Annotated in this window: 23 protein-coding genes; 6 read left to right on the top strand and 17 right to left on the bottom strand. The window is 68.1% G+C overall.

The genetic code is table 11. The annotated features are described in order from the left end of the window. The first annotated feature begins 167 nt into the window (after positions 1 to 167). The 3 genes from A5789_RS21325 to A5789_RS21315 all read left to right on the top strand — a co-directional run bounded on the left by A5789_RS21325 (position 168) and on the right by A5789_RS21315 (position 3057). The gene (locus A5789_RS21325) at positions 168 to 902 is read left to right on the top strand and encodes an O-methyltransferase (RefSeq protein ID WP_064901681.1); all 735 of its coding nucleotides are present in this window, start codon (positions 168 to 170) and stop codon (positions 900 to 902) included. A 156-nt stretch (positions 903 to 1058) separates the two neighbouring features. Beyond that, positions 1059 to 2021: a hypothetical protein gene (locus A5789_RS21320; RefSeq protein WP_064901672.1), complete on the top strand. Its 963-nt coding sequence runs from the start codon at positions 1059 to 1061 to the stop codon at positions 2019 to 2021. A 193-nt stretch (positions 2022 to 2214) separates the two neighbouring features. Next, positions 2215 to 3057 carry a hypothetical protein gene (locus tag A5789_RS21315; RefSeq protein WP_064901671.1) on the top strand — a complete coding sequence of 281 codons (843 nt, stop codon included), beginning with the start codon at positions 2215 to 2217 and terminating at the stop codon, positions 3055 to 3057. Positions 3058 to 3076: 19 nt separating this feature from the next. On the opposite strand, the gene A5789_RS21310 is transcribed toward A5789_RS21315, so the two are convergent. The 4 genes from A5789_RS21310 to A5789_RS21295 all read right to left on the bottom strand — a co-directional run bounded on the left by A5789_RS21310 (position 3077) and on the right by A5789_RS21295 (position 8690). After that, positions 3077 to 5914 (bottom strand): M48 family metalloprotease, encoded by a 2838-nt coding sequence (locus A5789_RS21310; protein WP_064901670.1) that lies wholly within the window; start codon positions 5912 to 5914, stop codon positions 3077 to 3079. A 2-nt stretch (positions 5915 to 5916) separates the two neighbouring features. After that, positions 5917 to 6450, bottom strand: coding sequence for a hypothetical protein (locus A5789_RS21305; RefSeq protein WP_155525846.1), 534 nt, complete (start codon positions 6448 to 6450; stop codon positions 5917 to 5919). A gap of 207 nt (positions 6451 to 6657) precedes the next feature. Continuing rightward, complete coding sequence (locus tag A5789_RS21300) at positions 6658 to 7974, bottom strand: ferric reductase-like transmembrane domain-containing protein (RefSeq protein ID WP_064901668.1); 1317 nt, start codon at positions 7972 to 7974, stop codon at positions 6658 to 6660. Positions 7975 to 7976: 2 nt separating this feature from the next. Then, positions 7977 to 8690 (bottom strand): hypothetical protein, encoded by a 714-nt coding sequence (locus A5789_RS21295; protein WP_064901667.1) that lies wholly within the window; start codon positions 8688 to 8690, stop codon positions 7977 to 7979. 239 nt (positions 8691 to 8929) lie between these two features. Between A5789_RS21295 and A5789_RS21290 the strand changes: the two genes are divergently transcribed. Next, complete coding sequence (locus A5789_RS21290; RefSeq protein ID WP_227463072.1) at positions 8930 to 9859, top strand: hypothetical protein; 930 nt, start codon at positions 8930 to 8932, stop codon at positions 9857 to 9859. 19 nt (positions 9860 to 9878) lie between these two features. Here the strand turns inward: A5789_RS21290 and A5789_RS21285 are convergent, their stop codons facing one another. The 5 genes from A5789_RS21285 to A5789_RS21265 form a co-directional block, all read right to left on the bottom strand. Next, entirely contained in the window at positions 9879 to 10547 is a 669-nt protein-coding gene (locus tag A5789_RS21285; protein ID WP_063009441.1) for a PhoU domain-containing protein, read from the bottom strand. A 110-nt stretch (positions 10548 to 10657) separates the two neighbouring features. After that, positions 10658 to 11341 (bottom strand): hypothetical protein, encoded by a 684-nt coding sequence (locus A5789_RS21280; protein ID WP_064905767.1) that lies wholly within the window; start codon positions 11339 to 11341, stop codon positions 10658 to 10660. A gap of 82 nt (positions 11342 to 11423) precedes the next feature. Continuing rightward, positions 11424 to 12602, bottom strand: coding sequence for an NAD(P)/FAD-dependent oxidoreductase (locus A5789_RS21275; protein ID WP_064905769.1), 1179 nt, complete (start codon positions 12600 to 12602; stop codon positions 11424 to 11426). A gap of 134 nt (positions 12603 to 12736) precedes the next feature. Then, positions 12737 to 13834 (bottom strand): trans-acting enoyl reductase family protein, encoded by a 1098-nt coding sequence (locus A5789_RS21270; protein ID WP_228794034.1) that lies wholly within the window; start codon positions 13832 to 13834, stop codon positions 12737 to 12739. Positions 13835 to 13939: 105 nt separating this feature from the next. Then, the gene (locus A5789_RS21265; protein WP_064905837.1) at positions 13940 to 14560 is read right to left on the bottom strand and encodes a PadR family transcriptional regulator; all 621 of its coding nucleotides are present in this window, start codon (positions 14558 to 14560) and stop codon (positions 13940 to 13942) included. Between the two features lie 124 nt (positions 14561 to 14684). Here A5789_RS21265 and A5789_RS21260 point away from each other — a divergent pair, with 124 nt between their 5' ends. After that, positions 14685 to 15149: a hypothetical protein gene (locus tag A5789_RS21260; RefSeq protein ID WP_063009203.1), complete on the top strand. Its 465-nt coding sequence runs from the start codon at positions 14685 to 14687 to the stop codon at positions 15147 to 15149. Between the two features lie 43 nt (positions 15150 to 15192). On the opposite strand, the gene A5789_RS21255 is transcribed toward A5789_RS21260, so the two are convergent. The 4 genes from A5789_RS21255 to A5789_RS21240 form a co-directional block, all read right to left on the bottom strand. Further along, positions 15193 to 15969 (bottom strand): acyl-[acyl-carrier-protein] thioesterase, encoded by a 777-nt coding sequence (locus A5789_RS21255; protein ID WP_064905771.1) that lies wholly within the window; start codon positions 15967 to 15969, stop codon positions 15193 to 15195. Between the two features lie 126 nt (positions 15970 to 16095). Beyond that, positions 16096 to 16434, bottom strand: a complete 339-nt coding sequence (locus tag A5789_RS21250; protein WP_063009437.1) for a carboxymuconolactone decarboxylase family protein — start codon at positions 16432 to 16434, stop codon at positions 16096 to 16098. 84 nt (positions 16435 to 16518) lie between these two features. Then, positions 16519 to 17250, bottom strand: coding sequence for a hypothetical protein (locus A5789_RS21245; RefSeq protein ID WP_064923340.1), 732 nt, complete (start codon positions 17248 to 17250; stop codon positions 16519 to 16521). Positions 17251 to 17261: 11 nt separating this feature from the next. Next, entirely contained in the window at positions 17262 to 18569 is a 1308-nt protein-coding gene (locus tag A5789_RS21240) for an MFS transporter (protein WP_063009198.1), read from the bottom strand. Between the two features lie 206 nt (positions 18570 to 18775). On the opposite strand from A5789_RS21240, the gene A5789_RS21235 reads away from it, so the two are divergent. Continuing rightward, positions 18776 to 19807 carry an AraC family transcriptional regulator gene (locus tag A5789_RS21235; RefSeq protein ID WP_064905840.1) on the top strand — a complete coding sequence of 344 codons (1032 nt, stop codon included), beginning with the start codon at positions 18776 to 18778 and terminating at the stop codon, positions 19805 to 19807. 35 nt (positions 19808 to 19842) lie between these two features. On the opposite strand, the gene A5789_RS21230 is transcribed toward A5789_RS21235, so the two are convergent. From A5789_RS21230 to A5789_RS21215, 4 genes are all read right to left on the bottom strand, one after another. Beyond that, positions 19843 to 20508, bottom strand: coding sequence for a 3-oxoacid CoA-transferase subunit B (locus A5789_RS21230; RefSeq protein WP_064905775.1), 666 nt, complete (start codon positions 20506 to 20508; stop codon positions 19843 to 19845). Continuing rightward, the gene (locus A5789_RS21225; RefSeq protein ID WP_063009194.1) at positions 20505 to 21275 is read right to left on the bottom strand and encodes a CoA transferase subunit A; all 771 of its coding nucleotides are present in this window, start codon (positions 21273 to 21275) and stop codon (positions 20505 to 20507) included. The genes A5789_RS21230 and A5789_RS21225 overlap by 4 nt, the downstream gene beginning before the upstream one ends. Then, positions 21272 to 21871 (bottom strand): alpha/beta hydrolase, encoded by a 600-nt coding sequence (locus A5789_RS21220; protein ID WP_030515148.1) that lies wholly within the window; start codon positions 21869 to 21871, stop codon positions 21272 to 21274. Before A5789_RS21220 ends, A5789_RS21225 begins: the two co-directional genes overlap by 4 nt. A 90-nt stretch (positions 21872 to 21961) precedes the next feature. Beyond that, the gene (locus A5789_RS21215; RefSeq protein WP_030515147.1) at positions 21962 to 23014 is read right to left on the bottom strand and encodes a 3-keto-5-aminohexanoate cleavage protein; all 1053 of its coding nucleotides are present in this window, start codon (positions 23012 to 23014) and stop codon (positions 21962 to 21964) included. Between the last annotated feature and the right edge of the window lie 47 nt (positions 23015 to 23061).

Below are 23061 nucleotides of genomic sequence, written 5' to 3'. Positions count from 1 at the left end.
AGCATTCCACTGCGATCGTGGCCGCCGCGGTGTCGGTTGCTTCGTCGATTCTGCTGGCCGCCCGCCGGCCGGCTGTGTTCGGTCTCCGTCTCCCGCGGTTGGCCCTGGCCGCCGTCGCGGCGGTCGCCCTGGCGATCGCCGCCAACGAGAGCGTGGGCAAACCGGTGATGTTCCTGCGATGGTCGTATGTGCGGTTTCTGTTCGGCCTCCGGCATATGGGCGCCACCTGGCAGGTCGGCGACGGCCGGGAACAGGCGCTGGCGGACTATGTGTGCGCGCATGCGCGAAAAGGCGACATCGACGACGTCATCCGGGCGATCGACGAGTTCTGCTATACCAAGAGTTACCTGATCAACATCGGTGACGAGAAGGGCCGGATCCTCGACCGGGCCGTCGCCGCCGCGCGGCCGCGGCGCCTGCTGGAGCTCGGAACCTATTGCGGGTATAGCGCATTGCGCATCGCGCGGGTCATGCCGGCCGATGCCGTGCTGTACTCGATCGAGTTCAACGCGGCGAATGCCGCTGTCGCGCGGCAGATCTGGGATCACGCGGGCGTCGGCGAGCGGATCGTCGTCATCGTCGGCACCCTCGGCGACGACGGGAAGACGCTCGGCGCGCTGGGTAATGAGCACCAGTTCTCCCCCGGCACATTGGATTTCGCCTTCCTCGACCACGAGAAGGACGAATATCTTCCCGATCTCCGCCGGATCATGGATCAGGAGTGGCTGCGTCCCGGCTCGGTCGTGGTGGCGGACAACGTGAAATACCCGGGCGCCCCGGAGTATCGAGCGTTCATGCGCCGCCACGAGGGCACCCGGTGGACAACCCGAGAGCATCGGACGCACGCCGAATACCAGAAGGTGCTCAAGGATCTCGTGCTCGAATCGACCTATCTCGGTTGACCGCATCAGGACCGCTCGGCCGATCCACGACTGCCCGCTGCCGCGATCGCGTCAGCGCCGAACATGTTAATCGTCGGTTATGGCGGGTAGTCGCAGATATGGTGCAACGTTGCGCCCCGACCTGATGCCGTCTATACGCCGAAGGACGAGATTCGCATGAGCACTCCCGATACCTCCACCCTGCTGGCCCAGCTGCGAGCTGTGCTGACCTTGACCAACACCGAGATCCAGGTGGCCGAGACCCGGATCGCTCAGGCCCGGACCGAGGCGGTTCGCCGGGAGCTTTCCGAGAACGCCGACAAGGGCCGCGCCCGCGCCGAGGCCATCGAGGCGGCCATCCGCGATCTGGGCAGTGTGCCCGAGGTGGTCGGCCCGTTCCTCGGCCGCGCGGTCGCTGCCATCAAGGCGATGGCCGAACAGGCTCAGCCGTTCGACGAGGCGCTGCTCGGCGACCTGGCGCTGGAGCACCAGCTGCTCGACCGCGCCCGCTACATCAAGGCCCTGGCGACCGCCGCGGGGCAGCGCGAGGTCGTGACGTTGGCCGACCGCCTGATCACCGCGCATTCGGCCACCGTGGAATGGCTGACCACCGTCCTGGCCGAGGACGCCCTCGGCGGACCGGCCGCGTTGCGCCGCACCGTTCTTCAGGCGGCGACGGGGACCGCGGTGAAACTGTTCAACCTGCCCGTCACGTGGTCGGCTCGCGGCCTGGATCGCGCGCTGGACTCCGTTCGCACCACCCCGCCGGCGCTCGGCGAGCTGCTCGCGCGGGGAGCCCACGCCGGTGATGTCGCCGTCAAGACGCTGTCGGCCTCGCGCGATGCCGCGCTCGAAACCGCCGAGCAGGTCACGCGCCACGAAGGCGCCGGTGCGGCCGCCGATGCGCTGCATTCGATCCGCGCCACCACGGGTGTTCTCGAACCTAGCGAGCTCCCGGTCGGCGACTACGACGAGTTGAACGTGTCCCAAGCCGTCGCCGCGGTGAAGGAGCTCACCGAGCCGGCCGACATCCGCGCGATCGTCGCCTACGAGGAAGCCCACAAGAACCGCCACGGCGTCGTCTCGGCCGCTCAGACGCGGCTCGCCGCGATCGCCCAGGAAGTGACCGGTCTGAGCTGACGGGCACTCCCCCGAGGGAGCTCGGTACTTCGTTCAGAGCTTTTCCGACCGACCGGCCGGCCCGATTCCGGGCCGGCCGGTCGCGTTTCGAATCCGGTCGTCTTCTTCGTCTCACTTGTCATCGGTTGCACATACCCCCCAGGGGTATTAACGTTTCCGATGTCGGACGAGAACAGATCGAAAGGCCGGGACGATGACCACACACGCTCACCTCGAACACCATGGGGCACAGGCCAATCACGGGGCCCACGGCCCGCGCGAGCAGCATGCCGGGCACGAAGGCCACGGCGGGCACGCCGAACACGCCGCGCACGGTGGTGGGCTGCCGGGCGGACTCCAGATCACCCAGGACGGTTACACTTTGGCGCTCGCCGAGCCGATCCTCGCACCGGGTGAGGTCGGCTTCCGGTTCCGGATCCTGGGGCCGGACGGCACACCGGTCACCGAGTACACCGCGATCCACGATCGGGAGCTGCATCTGATCGTGGTGCAGCGGGAGCTGACCGGGTTCTGGCACGTGCATCCCGAACTCACCGCCGACGGCATCTGGACGGTGCGGCTGAACCTGCCGGCGGCGGGCGCGTATCGAGTCTTCACCGACATCGCCCCGCGCGCACTCGGCAAGACCATCACCCTGGGCGCGGATCTGGCCGTCACCGGGGCGTACGAACCTCGCCCGACACCCGCGGCCGAACGGACCGCGAAAGTCGACGGCTACGAGGTGACTCTCGACGGCGATCTGGTGCCCGGCGAGGGCCGCCTGCTCACCCTGACCGTGCGGAAGAACGGCGAGCCGGTCACCGACCTACAGCCGTATCTGGCGGCCTACGGCCATCTGGTGATCCTGCGGGCGGGCGATCTGGCCTATGTGCACGTCCACCCGAACGGCGAACCCGGCGACGGCGTCACCGCCCCGGGCCCGGAGGTCACCTTCCACACCGCCGTCCCCGGCCCCGGAACCTACCGGCTGTTCCTCGATTTCGAGCACGGCGACGTGGTCCGCACCGCCGCGTTCACCCTGCCGACAATCGGGTGAGCGGTCTCGCATGCCCCGGTCAGCCCCCCGCCGCGGCGTCGCGGATCTCGTCGAAGTGGCGCAGGAGCGTCGCGTACGCGGCGTCGGCCGCGACGTACTCGGTCATCGATCGGTCGAACAGGGCGTCGTTCTTGTCGTCGAAACTGCGCCGGCAGTCGTCACCGGCGCGTTTCACCACGGCGAGCCATGTCGCCCAGTCGGCCTGGGCCAGGTCGTCCGGAATCGGAACGAACGCGGCCGCACGGTCGGCGTCGGCGGCGATCGCGGCACACAACGGCGCGAATATCTCCGGATCGACGGCGACCGTCGGCTGTCCCTCGGCAGCGCGCACGGCGGCCGCAGTAGCCGCTCGTAACCGTTCGTTGTCGTCGTGGAGCCTGTTGGCTTCGGCCGCACCACCGACCCGAAGCCAGGCATCTATCCGGCGCGCCCGCGCCTCGGGGGTGGGCTGTGGTTCCCGCCCGAGTGTTCCGACGGCGGCCCCCTCGACATGTCCACGGTCGTAGAAGGAAATCGCGGTATTCGCAACCAGAGCGATCACCGCTCCGGCCGCGAGCACCACGACGACACCACGCACAACCGCCGATCGCGGCAGCTCGGGCTCCATGTCGAATCGCGGTGCCGTGGCCCGCGCTCGGCCGGCGAGCCGACGGCCGGCCACGGCGACGGCCGCACCCAGCAGCGCGGCCACCGCCGCGAGGTAGATCGCGAGACCGAGGACGAACGGCACCTGCAACGTGACGACCATCCAGGCCGGGCCCGGTCGCCAGCGGCAGGTGTGGGCCATGACCCGCATGGGTGCGATACATCCGTCGGTCGCCGCGAGGACGAACAAGCCGGCCAGACCGGCCAATCCGGCGCCGCCGGCGGCGGCGAGCCCCATGAGCAGCCGGAATCGCGCCGCGGTCGCCGATACTCCGATCGCCGTCAGCATGAGCACACAGCCGAGACCCGCGCTCAGCCACATCGGATAGCGGAACACCCACTCGTCGGGTAGCTGCCCGAACGGCGGCTGGTCGGGATGCAGTCGCGCCATGATCACCACAACGGTCAACCAGCACAGTCCACCGCCGACGACCGCACCCGTGGCGGCGTGCCGCACCGGCACGGCCCGATGCACCACCGCTCCCGCGTCCGATGCGTCGGTGCGGGCGCGTCGCACCCATGCGGGCGGGAATGTGTTCCATCGCCGCACCACGGCGAACAGCGGGAACAACCACAGAACGGAAGCGCCCACGAGTACCAGCGGTCTGTTGCCGAGGTCGGCGACGACCCAGAACCATCCCGGGGTTCCCGGCAAGGACAAATCGGGCGACCGCAGCGCCCCCCTCTGCAAGAGGAAAAGCCCGTTCATCCAGTAGCCGTACCACGTGCCGAACACGATCAGGGCCGCGGCGAGTCCCAGTATCCGCACCAGGCGCAGCGATCGGCCACGACTACCCCGAATCCAGATTTCGGCGCACTGGGTGACCCAGCTCGTGAATACCGGAGCACTGATCAGCAGGACGATCAGAATCTCGGGGTCGGGAGGCAAGAGTCTCACACCGGCAGTGCGGAAGGACAGCAGTTCGCCGACCGCCAGGCCCGCGCCGAGCCAGACGCCCGCAATCCATCCCGAGGGCACCGGCCGATCGATGAGAACCGCGTAACCGACCGCGCGCCAGAGGATGTAACCCGCGATGCCGACGACGAGTACGGCGGTCGTCCAGGTCGCCACCTCGGCCGTAGTGCCGGGACTCGACCAGATGGTCGCCTGAACATTCGCCACCTGCGCGGTGACTCCGGTGAGGAACATCGGGAGTGCGGTCGCGCCGAACAGTATTCCCGGGTCGTTTCGCCATCGACTGCGGTCGGACCAGTCGGGGTGCGTGCGCATCAGCCCCAGAAGGCGATGCCGGGCAGGGAGTTTCGGACGACGCGCGCCGGGTCGATCCCGCCATGTGAAGGCGGTATCCCCGGCGAGGCGCGCGGCGTCGATATCGGCATAGACCTCGCGGGTACGCAAGATGTCCGCCCGGACGAGATAAGTCAACGCGATGAGGACCACGACCCGGATCAGGCCACGCAACCCCAATTCCCATTGACTACGCCAGATATCGGGATGCTGGAACAGTGATACGGCCTGCCCGACAATGTTGGGTAGCAGCGCGCAGATCAGGAATGCCCGCCACAGCGCGACCGTGGCGTAGGTGATGTCCACGTCGCGATTGCGGATGTGCGCCAGTTCGTGCAGTACCACGTCGCGCAGCACGGCGGGCTCGGCGCCGCCCCGTGCGACCAGGCCGGCGTCCAGGCATACGGTGTAGCGGCCCATCCGGCCGAAGACGACCGCACCGACGGAATCCGCCCTCGGATCGATGGCGAACGCCGGTGTCCTGCGTAAGTCGGCCCGCTGCACGAGATCTCGCAATTGCCGCGCCAGTTCGTCGGACGACTCGGGATCCACCGGCAGCAACCGGCCACGTCGGCGCCGCCACATCGGGCCCAGCACGAACAGCGCCGCGGCGAGAGCGAACACCACCGCGAGGGCCGATATCACCGTCACCGGTTCGCTGTGGGAACGCACCCCGTGAGCCGCGTCGCACGAGGCGACGAATGCCGCACGCGTCATCATCGCTGCGGGTATATACGGCTCGGTCGGATCGTATCCCACTGCGAGACGGCACAACTGGAACCAGGTGTACCACTCGTCGCCCTCGCGTAACTGCACCAGGGTGGTCGACAGCAGCGTCAGGCTGTCGACCGTGACGAAGGCGAGCAGCAACGCGAACCGGACCGCGGTGCCTGCGGCGAAGAATCCGGTGTCTATAGGTACCGCGTCCGGACCCGCGGCGGCCTCCCCCTCCTCGGCACGCACGGTCAGCTCGGTGTACTCGAATCGCGGTCGGGTTCGACCGAGGGCTCGGCGAGCTCGGGTACCGCGTCGACGACCAGACGGCCGGCCACCGAATCGGCCAGCAGCCGAGCACGATCGGCGTCCATGCCACTGCGCAGTGCGGAATCCAGCACCCGCGCCCGCACCTCCGCGATCTGTTCGGGCTCGAGCGGAGGCAGTACCGTTATGGCCTTCGAGCGGCCGAGCCGCTTGCGCAACCAGCGCCGCGCCGCCTGGCCGCCGCTGCTGATCGCACCCTCCGTGAACTGCTCCGCCGCCTTGGTGAGCACGATCCACAGCACCGGGCTCGCCAGCACAGCGACCTCGTCGATGCCGAAACCGAGCAGATCACCACCACTTCTGCGGCGCGCGAGCAGACGCGCCGCGCGGTCGTCGCCCAATCGGCGCAGTCGATCCACCACCGGCAGCTCGTCGGGAGCTACCTCCGCGACGACATCCCGAACGACGGCACCGATCGGAATCGAACCGACGGGCACCATGTCCCCTACCGCGTCCATCGAATCGCCCTCCCCGCCCGCTCGAACGCGGGATTCTCCGAAATACCTTCCCCCGCAGCGACAGAACCAAACGGAGGATCTCACGAGTATGCCGGATTTCGGTCAGCCCAGGGCCAGAGCGAACCACACGCAGGCGGCGAGGAGCACGGCGGTGATCATCCAGACGGCGCGAGTGGTGTAGGTGTGTCGCATAACCGGGCCTTTCGGTCAGACGAAGCTGAAGCGCTCGGTGTGAACGCGGTCGGCGGGGACGTCGAGGTCGGCGAGGGCGTCCTCGACCGCGGTGACCATCGGCATCGGCCCGCAGATGAAGTACTGCTGCCGCGAGTATCGGTCGGGAAGGTGCCGTCGGAGCAGAGCGCGGTCGACGAAACCACTGTCGCCGTCCCAGCCGGGGACCGGGTCCTGCGGGACCGGAACCACGGTCAGATCCAGACGCCGGGTCAGCGCCGTGATCTCGTCGGCAAAGGTGTAGTCGGCCGTCGTCCGCATCGCGTAGATCAGCAGGAACGGGCGACGGTCGCCGCGATCGGCCATGGTGCGCAGGATCGAGACCATCGGCGTGATACCGACGCCGCCCGCGATCAGCACGAATCCCGGTCCTTCGTTGCGGTCGGGGGTGAACACTCCGTGCGGGCCGTCGAGATAGGCAGGGGTGCCCGCGGGGATCCGGCCGACGGTCGAGGTGAAGTCGCCGAGGGCCTTGATGGTGATCTGCACGCGGTCGCGGTCTTCGGCGCTGGAGGAGAACGAGAACGGATGCGCGGTGACGGCGAAGGGTGACCGATCGACCGTGAGCCACCCGAATTGCCCTGGAGCGAAACGCAATCCGCTGTGTCCGGCGGGGGCCAGCGTCAGCGTCCAGGCATCACCACGCTCGGCGGTGACCCGGTCGATGCGCCACGGCCTCCGCAACCGCCGGATCGGTGCGACCACCCGCACCCACACCAGCAGACCGACCAGTGCCACCGTCATCACCGACCACAACCAGACCTTCCAGGCCGAGTCGAGGTAGTAGCCGACCAGCACCATATGAGCCAGGGCCAGCCCCACCACCGCCACGGACAGCACGCCGTGGACCAGCTGCCACACCTCGTAGCGAATCCGCAGTCGCTGCCGCCAGACCGAGGTCGCGACGACGATCAGAAGCAGGCCCGTGGATGCGACGGCGCAGCGGGCGCGCCAGGGTGCCTCGGCGAGATTCAACAGCGCCACGATGTCGACGCCACCGATCTGCAGCAGGATCGGATGAGCCACGATGAACGCCAGTGCCACATAGGAGATCTGGCGGTGGAACTGCACCAGGGCGTCCTCGCCGAAGGGCGCCGCGACAGCGCGGAACCGGGCGACGAGCGCGAATTGCGCACCGAGCATCGACATCCCGACGAATCCGAGCGCCACCGAGAACTCCACCCAGAAACCCCGGCCGCCCGTCACCGGCCCGAGCACGGCGAATACCAGGGGAACCACGGCCACCGCCACGTACAGGACGATCCATCCGACACCACGAACCACCACAGGCACCGTTACCTCCCGATGGGATGTTCGGCTGGGCCCCGCCGGGCGGTGAATACCGCGAGGTCGGCGTTCTCGTCGTTCGCATCGCCGTGGGTGAAGGCGGCGATCGCGAAGCCGGGACCGAAGGAGGCCGAGGCGACCTCGGTGCCGTCGTCCGACCATCCCCATTTCGTGCCGATGATCGCGGGAAGATGCGCGGTGCCCCAGTTCTGTGCCGTACCGTCGGCGGCGATCGGGCTCGCGGAGGCCACCCACCGCAGCATGGGCGAACCGGGATCGGTGCGTTGCTTGGCGGCGAGGAATTCGGCTACGTCCCGGGCGCTGGTGTAGGAGTCGCCCCAGAACGAACCGCGTCTGGTATCGGCCGATCCGAATTCCGCGGCGGTGGCGTCGATGGCGTGGGGGTACTTGGTATCCAGCTCACTGGCGGCGGCACTGTCGGAGAGCTGGATCGCGCGCTGCGCCGCCCGCCGATCCGAGGCGGATCCGTCGCCGTGGCGCAGCACGTAGTCGACCAGATACAGCTTGATGATCGAGAGGGCGGGCCGGATCTCGTCGAAATTCTTTGTGCCGGCGCCGGTTCCGGGGATCAGTGCGGCCACAGCGAACGAGGTGCGCGGGTTCATCGGAATCGGATCGGATTGCGCGGGTGCCGGACCCGCCGTCGCGACGCCGCCCGCTATCAACAGGGCCAGCACGGGCGCCACAAGAGTTGTTCGCACGAGTGAGTTCTCCCTCTTGGTCTGGCCACCTTCGGTCCGGCCGCGGCCTTCGCCGCGTCGGCCGGGAGGTCGGTGCCGGTGGTGTCGAGCAAGATCACTTCACGTTCGGGCTGAACCGCGGTGCTGCGCATCGATTCCACTACAGTCGGCGGCGGGCTGGGGCCACGCCACGCCGGAGGCGAGTCCGCTCCGGCGCGCCTGCGGCGAATCGTCGCGCGCGAACCGCACAATCGCTGGTCATGGCGATGGGACGCAGAGCCGCACTCGCGTTGCTGGCCGGACTGCCCCTGCTGGCGCCGGGGACGGCACGAGCGCAGTCGGCGCTACCGGGGATCGGCGCCGATCCCCAGCGGGTGCCCACGCGGTACACCATGACGGCGTTTCGCACCGACAGTGACACCACCGTGGCCGTATACGAGTCGGCGGATGCGACGGTGTTCACGCCGGTCGCCGAACGCGCGTTCACACCGCGCACCGGATTGGCTCGCGATCCGAGCGTGCTGCTGCATACCGACGGCTGGTACTACCTCACCTACACCGAAGCCCCCGATGCGACCTCGATCGGCCTGGCGCGCAGCCGCGACCGGATCGCGTGGACGGAGCTGGCCTCGGTCCCGATGCTGGTGCCGGGCCGCCTGGAAGGGGCGTGGGCCCCGGAGTGGTATGCCGATGCGGCGGGCCGAGTCGGCATCATCGTGTCGCTGACCTGGGGGCACGGCTTCACCCCGCACCTGCTGATACCGGCGGGCGCGGGACTTTCCGCCTGGGCGCCGCCGATACCGCTGCTCGGCGTCGGCCCGAGCGGTCCGGGTTCGCTGGGCTACATCGACACGCAGCTGGTGCGGTGGAACGGGCGGGTGTACGCGTTCGTGAAGAACGAGGACACCAAACTCGTCGAACTGGCGGTCGCGGACAACCCCTTGGGCCCGTATTCCTTTGTGGCCAAAGGTGATTGGGCCGGATGGGGCGGCCCGCGGGAAGGCCCGTCGGTCGTGCCGCTGCCCGACGGCGGGCATCGCATCTATCTCGACGCCTACACCGAGGACCGCTATCTCTACAGCGACAGCTACGACGGATTTCGCACCTGGTCGGCGCCGGCGGAGCTCCCCGGCCTCTCCGGTGTCGTCCGGCACGGCACGGTGCTGGCCGAATTCAATTCCGCCCCATGAGATCTGCGGGCCGGCCGGATCACTCGTCGTCGTCCGGCGCCCAGTTCTCGGCGGTTTCCCCGGTGGTGAGGAAGATGGTGCGGCGTCCCACTTCCACGGCATTGTCGGCGAAGCGCTCGTAATACCGTCCCAGCAGCGTGAGATCGACCGCGGCCGTGATGCCGTGCGCCCAGTCGTGGTCCAGCACCGCGGCCAGCAGTTGCTCGTGCAGATGGTCCAGCGCGTCGTCCTGGGCGTCGAGACCGGCCGCGTCGTAGGGATCGCCGGTTTCGAGCACCGCCGCGGCGCTCGTGGCGATGGCACAGGCGGTGGAGCCGAGGCGCTCGACCAACGGCCGCACCGGTTCGGGAACGACGTGCTCGGGATGGCGCCGGCGCGCGCTGGTGGCGATATGCCCGGCCAGCGCGCCCATGCGCTGGAGATGGCCGGTGAGCTGGATAGCGGTCACCACCCGCCGCAACTCGCTGGCGACCGGGGCCTGCAAGGCCAGCAGGCGCAGCGCTTCCTGTTCGGTCTGCTGCGCCATCTCCTCGACCCGGCCGACGACGTCCAGCGCGGCCTCGGCCTGTTCGATATCGGCGTTCACCACCGCGTAGGTGGCCGCCGAAATGGCCGTCCGGTCCTGTTCACACATCGCATGCAACAACTCGGCGAGCTGCCGCAGATTCGCGTGATAGTCCGACCGCATATCCCGATTCAACCCCAGTGGAACGCACATTGCGAATTTCGTGCCGGACCGCCCGATCGCTGCGAAGTAACCGGAATTCGCGTTCCGGACATTCGATCGCAATCTGCGACTCACCCCAGCCGGTAGTTGTAACTCGCGTAGCGGTGCGAATCCGCACCCGCTTCCTCCCAGCTGTAGCTGTAGGTCCCCACATGCCCCAGCCGGAACGAGCTGTCGGCCATGATCGAGTAGCCGCTGCGCCGCGCTCGCTCACAGAACGCGTAGTCCTCGCCCAAATACCAGGTGTGCTCACCGTCGGGTACCAGCATGGGCAGGAAATACGGGACGGTCGGGCGGTCGAACCGCAGATTGCACACCGGAAGTTGTTCGTGTTCGGCGACGGTTTCGTAGACGTCGCGGTGGGTGAACAGGAATCCGGTGGCGGCGTATTTGATCTCCAGCAATCCCCCGCCTTCACCGAACAGGATGCTCGGGGTTCCGGGCAACACATGGCAGGCCAGGCCGCGCACACCCTTCTTCGCATAGATCCCGCACACGATCGGCAGATCGTGTGCGCGCAACCGGTCCACCGAATCCACATCGAACGCGATATCGGAATCGATCCACATCAGCCCTTCGAATCCGTCGCGCAACGCGTCGGTGGCCATCTGACTGCGTCCCTGATCGATCGCCGCGAATCCCGTGACGGTCCGGACCTCGTAACCACGCTGCTCCAGCCGGGCCAGATTGCGGGCGAAATCCGGTGCGATCGATCCGTGGGTCGGGACCAGGACAACACAGCGCGAGGGCTCCATGCCCGCAGCCTGCCATGCGCGCGAGGGGGCCGCTCGGCGTGGGAAGCGCCCGATCGCCGGATCGCGGCCCTCGTCCCGCCCCCTACGCGGGCAGCGGGTTCTGCCCCAGAAAGCGGTGTCCGTCGGCTGCCCCGGTGCGGACCGCGGTGAATCCGTAGTCGATCAGACGTTGTTCGTACTCGTGCAGCGCGGAACGCCGATCCTTCCCTGCCACAACGGATTCGAGAGTCTCGGCCAGGTCGGCCGCGTCGCGTAGTGCGACGCAGGCGCCGGATCCCGCCGCCGGACTCATGGCGTGCACGGCATCACCCAGCAGGGTGATCGGCGTGGTCGGCCACGCCGGGATCGGCACGCTGGTTCGCAGCGGGAGGGCGAACATACCGGCCGGGTCGCAGGCGTCGACGATCGCGCGAATGCGTGGATGCCAGGTCCGGACCGCGGCGGAGACGAGATCTTTCAGGCGGCCGCCGTCGAGGTCGCGCAGGGACGTTTCCACGGCACCGAACCACTCGGCGCGAGCGCCGAACGAACAGGTCATGTAGTCCGGAACGGACGGCAGGTTCGCGGCCGGCACGAGGCGGGCCGCCGCGGTCGCCGGGTCCTCGGGGAATTCGACGGGCGCGACGCCGACGAAATTCCGGTCCGGGCCGGCGATCATGCTGAAGATGCCGAACATGCTGTCGTCGAACAAGTTCCGCGTCCGCGCGTTCAGCGCGATCGCACCGTAGAGCTGGCGCACACCGGTGTCGACGATCCGGGCATGCGGCAGATACTGCCGGCGCACAACGGAATTGATCCCATCGGCGCCGACCAGTATGTCGGCGCGAACACTGTCGCCGTCGGCCAGACGAACGTCGATCCGATCGCCCTCGGTGCGGTATCCGACGACCGCCTTGCCGAAGACGACGCGGTCGTCGATACCGGTGAGCAGGATGCGGCGCAGCGTCAGGCGGTCGACCGCGTAGGCCGGCTCCGCCGAATCCTGGGCGAACCGTTCACCGAGTTCGGTGTCCAGCACCGTGAATCGGGGTTTCGGGGTGCCCGTGGTGGCGTCGAACAGTGCGCACAGCGACGCGGGCAGCACCTGGTGCAGCGCACGTCGTGCCGCGGCGTCCAGATGCAGCCGGTAGCCCTGACGCCGGGTATCCACGGCGGAATCACGTTCGTACACAACGACATCGATGCCCCGGCGGCGCAACCCGTGCGCCAAGGCCAGCCCGCCCAGCCCGGCTCCGGCGACAACAACAGTGAACTTCGACATGACCGAGTCCCTTCGCATGCAACATCATCGGAAGGGACGTACAGGTCACACCTGCGGAAGGTGCGGTGTTCAACGGTTCGCGTCACCGGGACTAACCCATACCCGGCCGGGTCTTCGCACGTCCGGAAGTCAGTCTACGCGGGTGTGGCCCCGCGCAGTCCGGCATCGGCCGCCGCGGCGGTGAGCGGTTCCAGGCCGAAGGCTTCGACCGGCCCGAGGGCGCCGGTGCCGACGAGACCACCGGCGAGCGTGGTGTGCGCGCCCCAGGCGAGGATCGCGGCGGTGAAGTCGTAGGGGTCGACGCCGGCCAGGGTGGCAGAGGACAGGATTCGGCCCGTGGCGTCGCGGGTTTCGGCGACCGACCAGGTGCGCGTCCGGGCCCGGGTGGCCGCATCGGGCCCCCCGGTCGAACCCTTGACCAGGGCATTCAAGGCACTCTCGGCCATGTGCTTCATAGGCGCCACCCGGGCGACGGTGTCCGTGACGAGGGAGGTCGCCTGCAGCACACGGGCGGCGCCGCCGGGCATGCCGAGATAGACGTCGGCCTCGCGCAGGTTCGGATGGGCGCGGTGCAGAACGAGGTGTTCCGACCCCGGAATCGAGGCGCCCCTGAGCGCGCGGCCCTCCACCTCGAAGGTGTGCGTCCGGGCCCCGGTTCGCTCCGGCACGATGTCACCATCGCGAAGGGCGAAGCCGCCCTCGAACAACATGCCGACCATGGATGCGCGGGTGCCGCCGCTGGTGCCGGGGCTGGCGATGAAGTAGCCGATGTCGACTCGGGCGGCGTCCGGCGCGTCGCGCAGCGCGAGGGCGGCGGCCAGATTGCCTGGGACGTAATCGAATCCGAAGGCCGTCAGCAGGGCGACACCCGCCTGGCGCGCGTCGGCGTCGCGATCGAAGACCCGGCGGATGAACGGGCCTTCGCCGGTCGAGTCGAAGTAGTGCGCACCCGCCTCGAGTGCCACCTCCAGCGCCGGGCCGCCGTACCGCAGGAACGGTCCCACCGTCGTCACCAGCACGTCCCCGCGATCGAGCAGGGCGCGCACCGATGCGGGATCGGCTACGTCGGCCACCGCGGTCTCGACGCCGCCGAGATCGGCCGCGAGCTGCTGTAGCGCGGTGGCGTTACGAGCGGCCAATACCGGCTCGGCGCCGCGATCGAGCAGGGCTCGAGCGGTCAGGCGGCCGGTATATCCGGTAGCTCCGAACAACACGATCTTTGCCATTGCCATCCCCTGTGTCCTGTTGGTCGCCGGCGGTTCGTGCCGGTTCGTCTCGACGTCGGCACCGTAACCGACGATAGGGCCGTCGAGCCGCATCCGGCCACGGTGGCATATCTAGTCGCCGGGGGCGGCCTGGTCCCGGAACCGTGCCAGCGACTCCCACGACCAGGTGAGCGTCCCGTCGGCGAGGGCGGCGACAACGCCTTCCAGCCACCGTATTTCGGCCTCGGTGACCGCACGCTGATATTCGTCCTCGAGCATGGTGACACGCGGCAGGCCGAACCGCGTGGCCTGCGCGAGGCCGGTCTCGAGCTCGGAATGCTCGGCGCGCAACGCTTTCAGCCGGCGCTCCATTTCTTCGCGGGCCGCGTCGGGACCGAGGAGCATCAGAAACGACAGGGCGGCCGGGAATTCGGGAAATTCGTTGCGGGGCACGGCGAGCATGTCCGTGAGCCAGGCCGTGCAGGCATCGCGGCCCGCGTCGGTGATCTCGTAGACCGTGCGTTCCGGATACTGCTGGTCGCGACCGGTGGTGCGGACCGCCACCAGACCGGCGTCCTGCAGGCGCGCGATCGTCTTGTAGAGCTGGGCGCGCTGCCCGACATTGACGACCTTGTCCTTCCCCCACTCCTTGATGCGGCGCTGGATGGCGTACGGATGCATCGGCTCCAGGTGCAGGATGCCGAGCACCGCCATGGCGAGCGGAGATCGCTTGAACCGGTCGGAGGTGGGCATGTCACCCATCCTACTAGGTGCCACCAGACTAGTTTTTGAAAGACTAGTTGCTTCGATACTAGTTTGTGTGTCACTATTGAGAGGCAGGCGAACCCGACCACTGAGATCCGGAAGGACCAGAACAATGACCCTCACGACCGACACCGTCCGCATTCACGCCGATCACGAAACCGCCAAGCGTCTCGGCGATTGGACCCACGCCACCGCCTTCGAGGTGAAGGCCCGTTACGCGAGCGTCGTCATCGACCTGCGCTCGCCGTGGATCGAGGGCGAGGACCCGATCGTCGTCCATGCCGACGTGGACCACGCCATGGTCAAGCTGCTGGTTCCCGACGACGCGGTCGTCGAGCACAGCGACCTGGAGTGGACCGGGCGTGGCCGGGTGAAGGATTTCGCTCGGCCGCAGGATGCCGCCGGCCGAGTCGTCCGGTTGACCGGAACCAGCACCAAGAGCGAGTTCCGCGTTCACCGCGGCGGTATCGCGATCCTCTCGGCACTGTTCAGCCGCGAGTTCTTCGACGACGCCCAGCAGGCACATCGGCAGGGACGCACCCCGACCCTCGCCGACCCGGCCAACGCGCCGCGATGACCGAGGACCGCGCCGGGCGGCGGCAAACGCCCGGCGCGGATCGTCAGCGCGTGAGCGGTTCGATCCGCGCCAATGTGCGTGCGCTGCCGTCGACTTCGAGCTGCACATGCAGCGCGCCCGCATCCCGCCACGCGCGGATCAGCACCTCGTCGGCGCCCATCACCGGCCCGGCGTGTTCGAGAATCACCCGATAGGGCGGCGCCGGTGCGTCGGGGAACCGCGCGAGCGCCTCCTCCACAGCCTCCCAATGGACCGCGTTGTTCACGTGCCCGTAGCGGTCCACATCGGTGACCCGCAGCGGAAACGGACGGAATTCGGCGTCGTCACCGGCCCCCTCCCGCAAGGCGGCCCGCCACCGCAGGCGGTGCTCGACGGTGGCGGCGCGCATCGGCGCCATGAAGCGCTCGGTCATCCGCGCCGGCCGACCGGCCTCGATATCGACGTGAATGAGGAACATCTCGGTCTCGATCAGGCCGCCGTTCTCACTGCGCACCTGGATGCGCATGTTGCACCACCGATTCGACAGGGCGGACGGCCAGCGCCGCAGATGCACCCGATCCCCGAATTCGATGGGCCGCAGCACGTCGATCACGGTCCGCCGCACGATCCACCCCGGATGCAGATCGCCGTCCTCGACCACCTGCAGGTGGTCGTAGCCGATGTCCTGCAGATACCGCGCCACCGCATCGAGCCGCAGCCGCTGGTCCCCATCGGTGTCCCCCAGCCGCACCGGCCACTGTTCGTGAAACGCCCGGCTCTCGTCCGGACACGGCGACAGCGGAAACGCGATCTCGGCCAACCGATCGACAGCGGCACCCATGAACGCTCCTTTTCCCGGGGACCGCGCCAGCGTAGCGATCGAGCCCGGACCCCCGGCGTCAACACGGCGGCACAGGCACACGGCGACCCCACCTGATCGATCGACGCTACCGATCGGACTGCTGCGTCATCGGTCCGGCCGGGGTTCGCCGAGTTCCTCCGCGAGGATGGGTATGCCGAGGTTGCAGGCGTGGATGCCGAGGACGCTGACCATCTGGAGGACCGTCAGGATCTGTTCGGGTGGCACACCCAAGTCCAGTGCGGCGCGGATGTGCCGGCGCACGCCCGGGGCGTACATGTGGGTGCAGGACGCGTCGATCGCGATGCTCAGCAATTCGACGAATTCCGGTGGAAAGATGTGGCGCGCGATCGGTGTGGCGTTCATGGCCATGAACCGTTCGGTCCATTCCGGGTCCCATTCGTAGAGCTGATCCCACAGCGGGTTCCAGCTTCCGCCGGCCCGCATGCCGTCGACGACCGGTGTGGAAACCGGTGCGGGCGAATCGAACACGATGCCTCCTGAGATGTGGTCGAAGAATCCGGCGGCCGACTACTTGGCGGGTGCGGGCTGTGCGGGGTCCTTGCAGTAGGGCAGCTCGGGCGGGCACGGCGCCAGCACCGTCGAGAAGTACTGGATGGCGGAGAACAGCGTTATGGGACCACCGGCCAGGATGAGACCGGCCATCGATCCCACGGCGCCGAGCGTGGCGGCGCCCAGGACACAGCCGGCGACGGTGGCTCCGACGAACGGCGCCAGGAGCACGATCACCGGACTGGAGATCGCCGCGCCGACGGCGCCGCCGACCAGGCAGCCGATTCCGCCGCCGATGACCGCGCCCAGTACCGCGCTGACTCCGGCCGCGATGGCGACCCGCTGACCGAACGCACCCAGCGCCTGTGAATCGCGTGGCGTGAACGATTCCGCCGCCTGCCGGACCGAGACGACATCGCGACGCGCCTGGGTGGGCCGCCCGTTACCGCGGTCCGGGGTGAGTGTCGCGGTGGAGCCGTCGATGTGGGCGGTGATCGGATACGCGATGTCGTCGACGGCGAAGGTCAGCGGTACGGCGGCGACCGGCCGATCCGCACGGTCGGTGAGAATCAATTGATCCGCAACCACTTTCAGCTTGCCGTCCGAAGTCGTCACCAGGGCAGAATCCGCCTGGCGGCCGATCTCGTAGTGCACCGCGGTGCGGTCCGGTTCCGCATGAGCGGTGCCGGTGGTGACGGCGGCGGCGGTGATCCCGAGCGCCGTGATCAGTGCGGGTGTCGTGAATTTCATCGGTTTCCTCATCATCGGTTGTGAACAGCGGCGAGTGTGCGCAGCCCGGCCGGGTACAGGCAGCGACCGGCCACCAGTGCGGCGATCGCGACGAGATAGGCGAGCGGGGCGAGTCGTAGTGCGGCGCTCAGGCCGTAGTGGTCGGCGAGCACGCCGACGACGAAGGGGCCCAAGGCCATTCCGAGCAGACTGTTGGACAGCGTCAGCGTTCCCATCGCGGAGGCGCGGACCGACGAATGGGTCAGGTTGGCCACCATCGCGGCGGTGGGCCCGGAGGAACCGCCCGAGAACCATGCGCCGACGCCGATCAGAATCAGTTGTGCCGCACCGTGTTCGATGCTGAATCCGAGCGTCAGGCAGATCAGCGAGATCGAGCAGAACACGATGGCGGCGAGCCATTTGCGCGACAGGTCGCGGCGGCCGATCCGGTCGGTGACGATGCCGCAGCACACCATTCCGGCGCCGACCAGCAGGACGACACCCGCCGCGGCGACGGCTGCGGTATCCGCCGCCAAACCGTAGACCCGATTGAAGAAGCTCGGCGTCCACGCCAGCAGCACCGCGGCGGCGAACAGCTGCACGCCCCCACCGACGTAGGCGCACAGCACCGCCGGGTTGGTGAACAGCGACGAGACGGGCGCCCGGAATTCGGTGTGCGTCGCCGGTTCGACCGATTCCGCGTCGGCGTGCCGAGCGAGTTTCCGCTCGTCGACCAGCGCGGCGAACAGCGCCGCGAGCAGCAGGCCCACGACCGCCATGGTGACGAACGACCACCGCCATCCCAGGTGTACCGCGATCGCGCCGCCGGCCGCGACACCCAGCACCGAACCGAACGAACCCCCGGCCATGAAGGCACCGCTCAGCGCGGCATGCACCCGCGGCGCGAACACGCCGAGGACCACCGCGATCCCGACACTGCCGTAGGCCGCCTCCCCGACGCCGACCAGGAATCGCGCGCCGAGCATCTGGTGATAGTTCGACGCGAGCGCGCACAGCAGGGTGGCGATACTCCACAGCGTCGCCATCAGCACCAGGCTGCGCACCCGGCCCCAGCGATCGGCCAGCAGCGAGAGCGGGAACGTCAACAGGCCCACCATGAGCGCCACCACGCTGTTCAGTGATCCGAGTTGTGAATCCGTCAGGCCCCATTCGGTTTTCAGGAGCGGAAAGACCGCGCTGAGGACCTGGCGGGACATGTAGTCGGCGAGCAACAGCCCGAAGGCGAGGGCGAAGACCAGCCAGGGGTAGCGCCGCGTACGGCCGGTCGATACGGCCGAGGCCTGCGCGGCGGGAAGCTCAGGGGTGGTGTTCAACTGCATGGGTGCTCCTACGAACGCGGCGGGCGACGCCCGCCGGAGCTGGGGAAGGTGCGGGCGCTGAGGCGCCGAAACGCTCGAGCCCTGTGGCCGACCGGCAACATCGGGCGGCCACCTCGCTGTGATGGAGACAACAGTAGGGGCGCCGGTCCTATCGTGCTTTACTCTCGGGGACACGGATGCGAACAATCTGGGACAGCGAGGCGCTGATGAAACCCCTGGCGCGATACGCGGCCTTGAACGACTACGTGGATCTCGGCCGGTCTCTCGGGCTCGATCCCGCCCGGTTGCTGCGCGAGGCCGGACTCGATCCGGCCGGCCTGAGCCTGCAGGACCGGTGGGTGCCCGCCGCGGCCGTCACCGAACTCCTCGAGCGTTCGGCCGCGGAATCCGGCCGGCAGGATTTCGGACTGCTGCTCGCGGAACGGCGGCGACTGTCCAATCTGGGCCCGCTGAGTCTGGTGATTCGCGAGGAACCCGATGTGCGCAGCGCCCTCGAACTGATGGTGCGCCATCAGCACACCTACAACGAATCGCTGCACATACGCCTCACCGAACGCAACGGGATCGCCCACGTCCGTTTGAGTCTGGATATCGGCGAGCACCGCAGCACCCGCCAGGCCACCGAACTGGCCATGGGAGCGCTGCAGGGAATTCTGCGCGCATTCCTCGGAGCGGGCTGGCAACCGGCGGAAACCACCTTCACCCATTCCGCGCCGCGGGATCGCACCACGCATCTGCGATTGTTCGGACCCCAGTTGACATTCGATCACGAATTCACCGGAATCACGCTCTACACAAGCGATCTCGATACCCCGAACCCGATGTCGGACCCGCTGCTGCGCCCGTACACGCAACAATTGCTCGGCGCCGTGGACAGCGGCCACGCAACGGCGATGCGCGACCGGGTCCAGGAACTCGTCGAAATGCTGCTACCGACCGGCCGCTGCTCCGCCGACCAGGTCGCGCGCAGTCTGGGCGTGGACCGTCGTACCGTCCACCGCCGCCTGGCGGACGAGGGCTGCACCTACTCGGAGATCGTGAACACCACCCGGCTGGATCTGGCCCGCCGAGTGGTGGGAAATCAGGGCCGTTCCCTCACCGAGATCGCGGATATGCTCGGTTTCTCCAGCCCCGCCAGTTTCACTCGCTGGTTCCGCAGCCATCACGGACGCAGCCCGAGCCAATGGCGTCGGGCTGCGTCGAAAGACAGTGGCGGACAGAGCGAAACAGGTCGATGATCCGAACTCGCGCACCATCGCGAGATCGAGAACGGTCAGTGTCCGCCGATGTCGGTGAGTACGGGGGCGCCGGTCGCGGCGCCGACGTCGTCCTCGGTCACGCCCGGTGCGCATTCGCGCAACACCAGACCGGAAGCGGTGACGTCGAGGACCGCCAGATCGGTGATGACGCGATGGACCACGCCCACGCCGGTCAGCGGTAATGTGCAGCGGTCCACCAGTTTCGGCGCGCCGGATTTGTCGGTGTGCTCCATCAGCACGATCACCCGGCGCGCGCCGTGCACCAGATCCATCGCCCCGCCCATGCCCTTGACCATGTGGCCCGGCACCATCCAATTGGCGAGGTCACCGGTGGCCGAAACCTGCATGCCGCCGAGAATCGCGGTATCGATGTGACCACCCCGGATCATCCCGAAACTGGTCGCGGAATCGAAAAAGGAGGCACCGGGAAGCACCGTGACGGTCTCCTTGCCGGCATTGATCAGATTCGCGTCGACCTCGGCCTCGACCGGATAGGGCCCGGTGCCGAGGATGCCGTTCTCCGAATGCAGGGTGACCCGGATATCGGCGGGCAGGTGGTCGGGAATCAGCGTGGGCAGGCCGATGCCGAGATTGACGTATTCACCCGGACGCAATTCTCGCGCGGCCCGCGCCGCCATCGCGGAGCGATCCCATCCGGAACGGGCGATGACGCCGCTCATTTCCTCTCCTCGCTCCGTACGGTCCGCTTCTCGATGCGACCCCGGGCCGGCCCGGCGGGCACGATGCGATCGACGAAGATGCCGGGCAGGTGAATCCGGTCCGGGTCGAGATCGCCTGCGGGAACGACCGTTTCGACCTCGGCGATACAAATCCGGCCCGCCGCCGCGACCAGCGGATTGAAGTTGCGCGCCGATTTGTCGAAGACCAGATTGCCGGCGGTGTCGCCGATGAGCGCGTGTACCAGGGCGAAGTCGGTGGTGATCGCCTCCTCCAGCACATAGGGTTTCGGCCCGGCGGGCCCCGCGAAGGTGGCCACCGGCTTCGGCGGCGACGCGACCGCCACGCTGCCGTTCGGCCCGAAGCGCCACGGCATTCCGCCGTCGGCGATCAGCGTGCCGACGCCGGCCGGTGTGTAGAAGGCGGGGATACCCGCTCCGCCGGCGCGCAGCCGTTCGGCGAGAGTGCCCTGCGGAGTGAGCTCGACTTCGAGTTCGCCCGACAGATACTGCCGGGCGAATTCCGCGTTCTCACCGACATAGGAGGCGGTGACGCGGCGTACTCGCTTGTCCGCCAGCAGAATTCCCAAGCCGTACGCCGTCGTGCCGCAATTGTTGGACACGACGGCGAGTTCGTCGGCTCCGGCGGCGGCGACCGCCTCGATCAACGTCTCCGGGATGCCGCACAACCCGAACCCGCCCACCGCCAGCGAGGATCCGGAGGAGATGTCGGCGACCGCTGCCGCCGCCGACATGATCACCTCGGTCATCGCGCCTCCCGACCGACCGCGGACGGGCGGGCCAGGTCGACGGCCGCCCGCAGCAGTTCCCCGGCGCGGTCCCAGGGTCCGAAACCCGACGCCGGATTGAGATGTCCGACATCGCCCAGGTCGACCAGCCGGCTGCCCCATGCCTCCGCCATACCGGCCACCCGCCGGAAGGATGCCAGCGGATCGGTGGTGCTCGCCGCGACGATGCTCGGAAACGGCAGCCGGCGCCGCGGAATCGGCAACCAGCCGTCGGCGTCCAGTTGCTCGGTCGTCGGATAGCCGGGAGGAAAGGGCTTTTCGATATCGGCCGGAGTGGCCAGCAGCGCACTGTGAACATCGCGGGTCGGTTGTTGTGCCCAGTGCACGGTGATCATCACGCCTGCACTGTGGGCCACCAGTACCACCGGCCCGGCCACGTCCGACAGCACCCGATCCAGGGCTTGTACCCGCGCCGCGAGGCCGATTCCGTCCTGCTCGAGCGGTGGCACGATACGTACCCGCTCCAGCGTCGCGGCGAGTTTCGTCTGCCAGTGATCGGGAACGTGATCACGCAGGCCGGGCACGATCACCACGGTCGGGTCGAGGGCAGTGTGCACTGTGCTGCAACTCCTTTCTGCAAGTCGGTGTGGCCGAGCACGGAGGCCCGGCGGGCGGAGCCGGTGGACCGCCCGACGGAGTACGTCCACTCAGGCGTGGTGGGTGAAGCCGACCTGGCCGGGCCTGCGGTTGGGGGCGTAGCCGAGCCGGGCGAGGGTTTCGTCGGCATCGGCGTAGGTGGTGCCGATCTTGTAGATCTCACGCGCATCCTTGGCGGTGGCGACCTCGCGGCCCAGTTCACCGGCGATGCGGACAAGCTGCTGGATCTGCTGCACCGAGGTGAACTTCTCCCCCTTGCGCCCCCAGATGGTGTCCTCGTTACCGCAGCGCGTGTGCAGTCCCATGGCGATCGCCATCGCGTTGACCGGCAGCACCGAGCGCATCAGCGTCTCGAGGGTCAGGCAAGCCCCGTCGGGGACGCGCTGAATGAAATTCATGATGTTGTAGGGATTCGGTCCGTCGAAGCCGCCCCCGATGCCGACCCATGTCAGATTCAGCGGACCCGTGTACACGCCGCGACGGATCAGCCGCTCGACCGTCTCGAGCTGCGGAATGCTCGACAGCTGGAAATGCGGCTGGATCCCCGCGCCCTGCAGGCGACGCAGATGTTCGGCCACCCACGCCGGTCCGGCCGGGACGGTCATCTCCCGGTAGGCCTCGGCCAGTTCCGGCCGCTGCATCGAGGTGCCGGCGATATCGTCGGCGGTCATCAACTCCATGATGTTCATCTGACTGGTGTTGATCGCGATCGTCACCTGATCCGGCTTCGGATCGAGTTCGGCCAGCATGTGGCGGGTGTCGTCGGACAGCCACTTCGCCTCGGCGCCTTCACCTTCCGGCGCGAACGAAATCGATCCGCCCACCTGCAGGATCATCTCCGGGACGGCCTCGCGCAGCCCGGCCAGCAGCTCGTTGAACTTCGACAGGCGCTTGGAACCCTTGCCGTCGAGTTCACGCACGTGGATGTGCAGCACGGTGGCGCCGGCCTCGTAGCAGTCGACGGCTTGCTGGATATGTTCCTCCATCGTCAGCGGCAGATCCTCGCGGAAATCGTCGGGCTCCCATTCCGGCCCGTACGGCGCGCTGGTGATGACCAGCTTCTCCTGGTTCTCCGGGAACAAGGCGTCGTCGTGGAAATGCATGGCTGTACTCCGATCGAAATAGGCTGCTGTATCGAAATAGACTGTGG

It is taken from the genome of Nocardia sp. 852002-51101_SCH5132738 (assembly GCF_001665695.1).
Taxonomy (GTDB): Bacteria; Actinomycetota; Actinomycetes; order Mycobacteriales; family Mycobacteriaceae; genus Nocardia; species Nocardia nova.
The sequence above is the reverse complement of the archived record's forward strand: the minus strand, read 5'-3'. Positions and strand labels throughout refer to the sequence as shown.

What these genes read in the sequence shown, in the direction of transcription:
- A5789_RS21240 (WP_063009198.1), bottom strand. Translation starts at nt 18,569, where the DNA reads ATGCAGTTGAACACCACCCCTGAGCTTCCCGCCGCGCAGGCCTCGGCC.
- A5789_RS21270 (WP_228794034.1), bottom strand. Translation starts at nt 13,834, where the DNA reads ATGGCAATGGCAAAGATCGTGTTGTTCGGAGCTACCGGATATACCGGC.
- A5789_RS21290 (WP_227463072.1), top strand. Translation starts at nt 8,930, where the DNA reads ATGGCGATGGGACGCAGAGCCGCACTCGCGTTGCTGGCCGGACTGCCC.
- A5789_RS21265 (WP_064905837.1), bottom strand. Translation starts at nt 14,560, where the DNA reads ATGCCCACCTCCGACCGGTTCAAGCGATCTCCGCTCGCCATGGCGGTG.
- A5789_RS21280 (WP_064905767.1), bottom strand. Translation starts at nt 11,341, where the DNA reads ATGGAGCCCTCGCGCTGTGTTGTCCTGGTCCCGACCCACGGATCGATC.
- A5789_RS21320 (WP_064901672.1), top strand. Translation starts at nt 1,059, where the DNA reads ATGAGCACTCCCGATACCTCCACCCTGCTGGCCCAGCTGCGAGCTGTG.
- A5789_RS21235 (WP_064905840.1), top strand. Translation starts at nt 18,776, where the DNA reads ATGAAACCCCTGGCGCGATACGCGGCCTTGAACGACTACGTGGATCTC.
- A5789_RS21215 (WP_030515147.1), bottom strand. Translation starts at nt 23,014, where the DNA reads ATGCATTTCCACGACGACGCCTTGTTCCCGGAGAACCAGGAGAAGCTG.
- A5789_RS21225 (WP_063009194.1), bottom strand. Translation starts at nt 21,275, where the DNA reads ATGACCGAGGTGATCATGTCGGCGGCGGCAGCGGTCGCCGACATCTCC.
- A5789_RS21245 (WP_064923340.1), bottom strand. Translation starts at nt 17,250, where the DNA reads ATGAAATTCACGACACCCGCACTGATCACGGCGCTCGGGATCACCGCC.
- A5789_RS21305 (WP_155525846.1), bottom strand. Translation starts at nt 6,450, where the DNA reads ATGGACGCGGTAGGGGACATGGTGCCCGTCGGTTCGATTCCGATCGGT.
- A5789_RS21260 (WP_063009203.1), top strand. Translation starts at nt 14,685, where the DNA reads ATGACCCTCACGACCGACACCGTCCGCATTCACGCCGATCACGAAACC.
- A5789_RS21255 (WP_064905771.1), bottom strand. Translation starts at nt 15,969, where the DNA reads ATGGGTGCCGCTGTCGATCGGTTGGCCGAGATCGCGTTTCCGCTGTCG.
- A5789_RS21325 (WP_064901681.1), top strand. Translation starts at nt 168, where the DNA reads ATGTTCCTGCGATGGTCGTATGTGCGGTTTCTGTTCGGCCTCCGGCAT.
- A5789_RS21230 (WP_064905775.1), bottom strand. Translation starts at nt 20,508, where the DNA reads ATGAGCGGCGTCATCGCCCGTTCCGGATGGGATCGCTCCGCGATGGCG.
- A5789_RS21275 (WP_064905769.1), bottom strand. Translation starts at nt 12,602, where the DNA reads ATGTCGAAGTTCACTGTTGTTGTCGCCGGAGCCGGGCTGGGCGGGCTG.
- A5789_RS21250 (WP_063009437.1), bottom strand. Translation starts at nt 16,434, where the DNA reads ATGCGGGCCGGCGGAAGCTGGAACCCGCTGTGGGATCAGCTCTACGAA.
- A5789_RS21315 (WP_064901671.1), top strand. Translation starts at nt 2,215, where the DNA reads ATGACCACACACGCTCACCTCGAACACCATGGGGCACAGGCCAATCAC.
- A5789_RS21285 (WP_063009441.1), bottom strand. Translation starts at nt 10,547, where the DNA reads ATGCGGTCGGACTATCACGCGAATCTGCGGCAGCTCGCCGAGTTGTTG.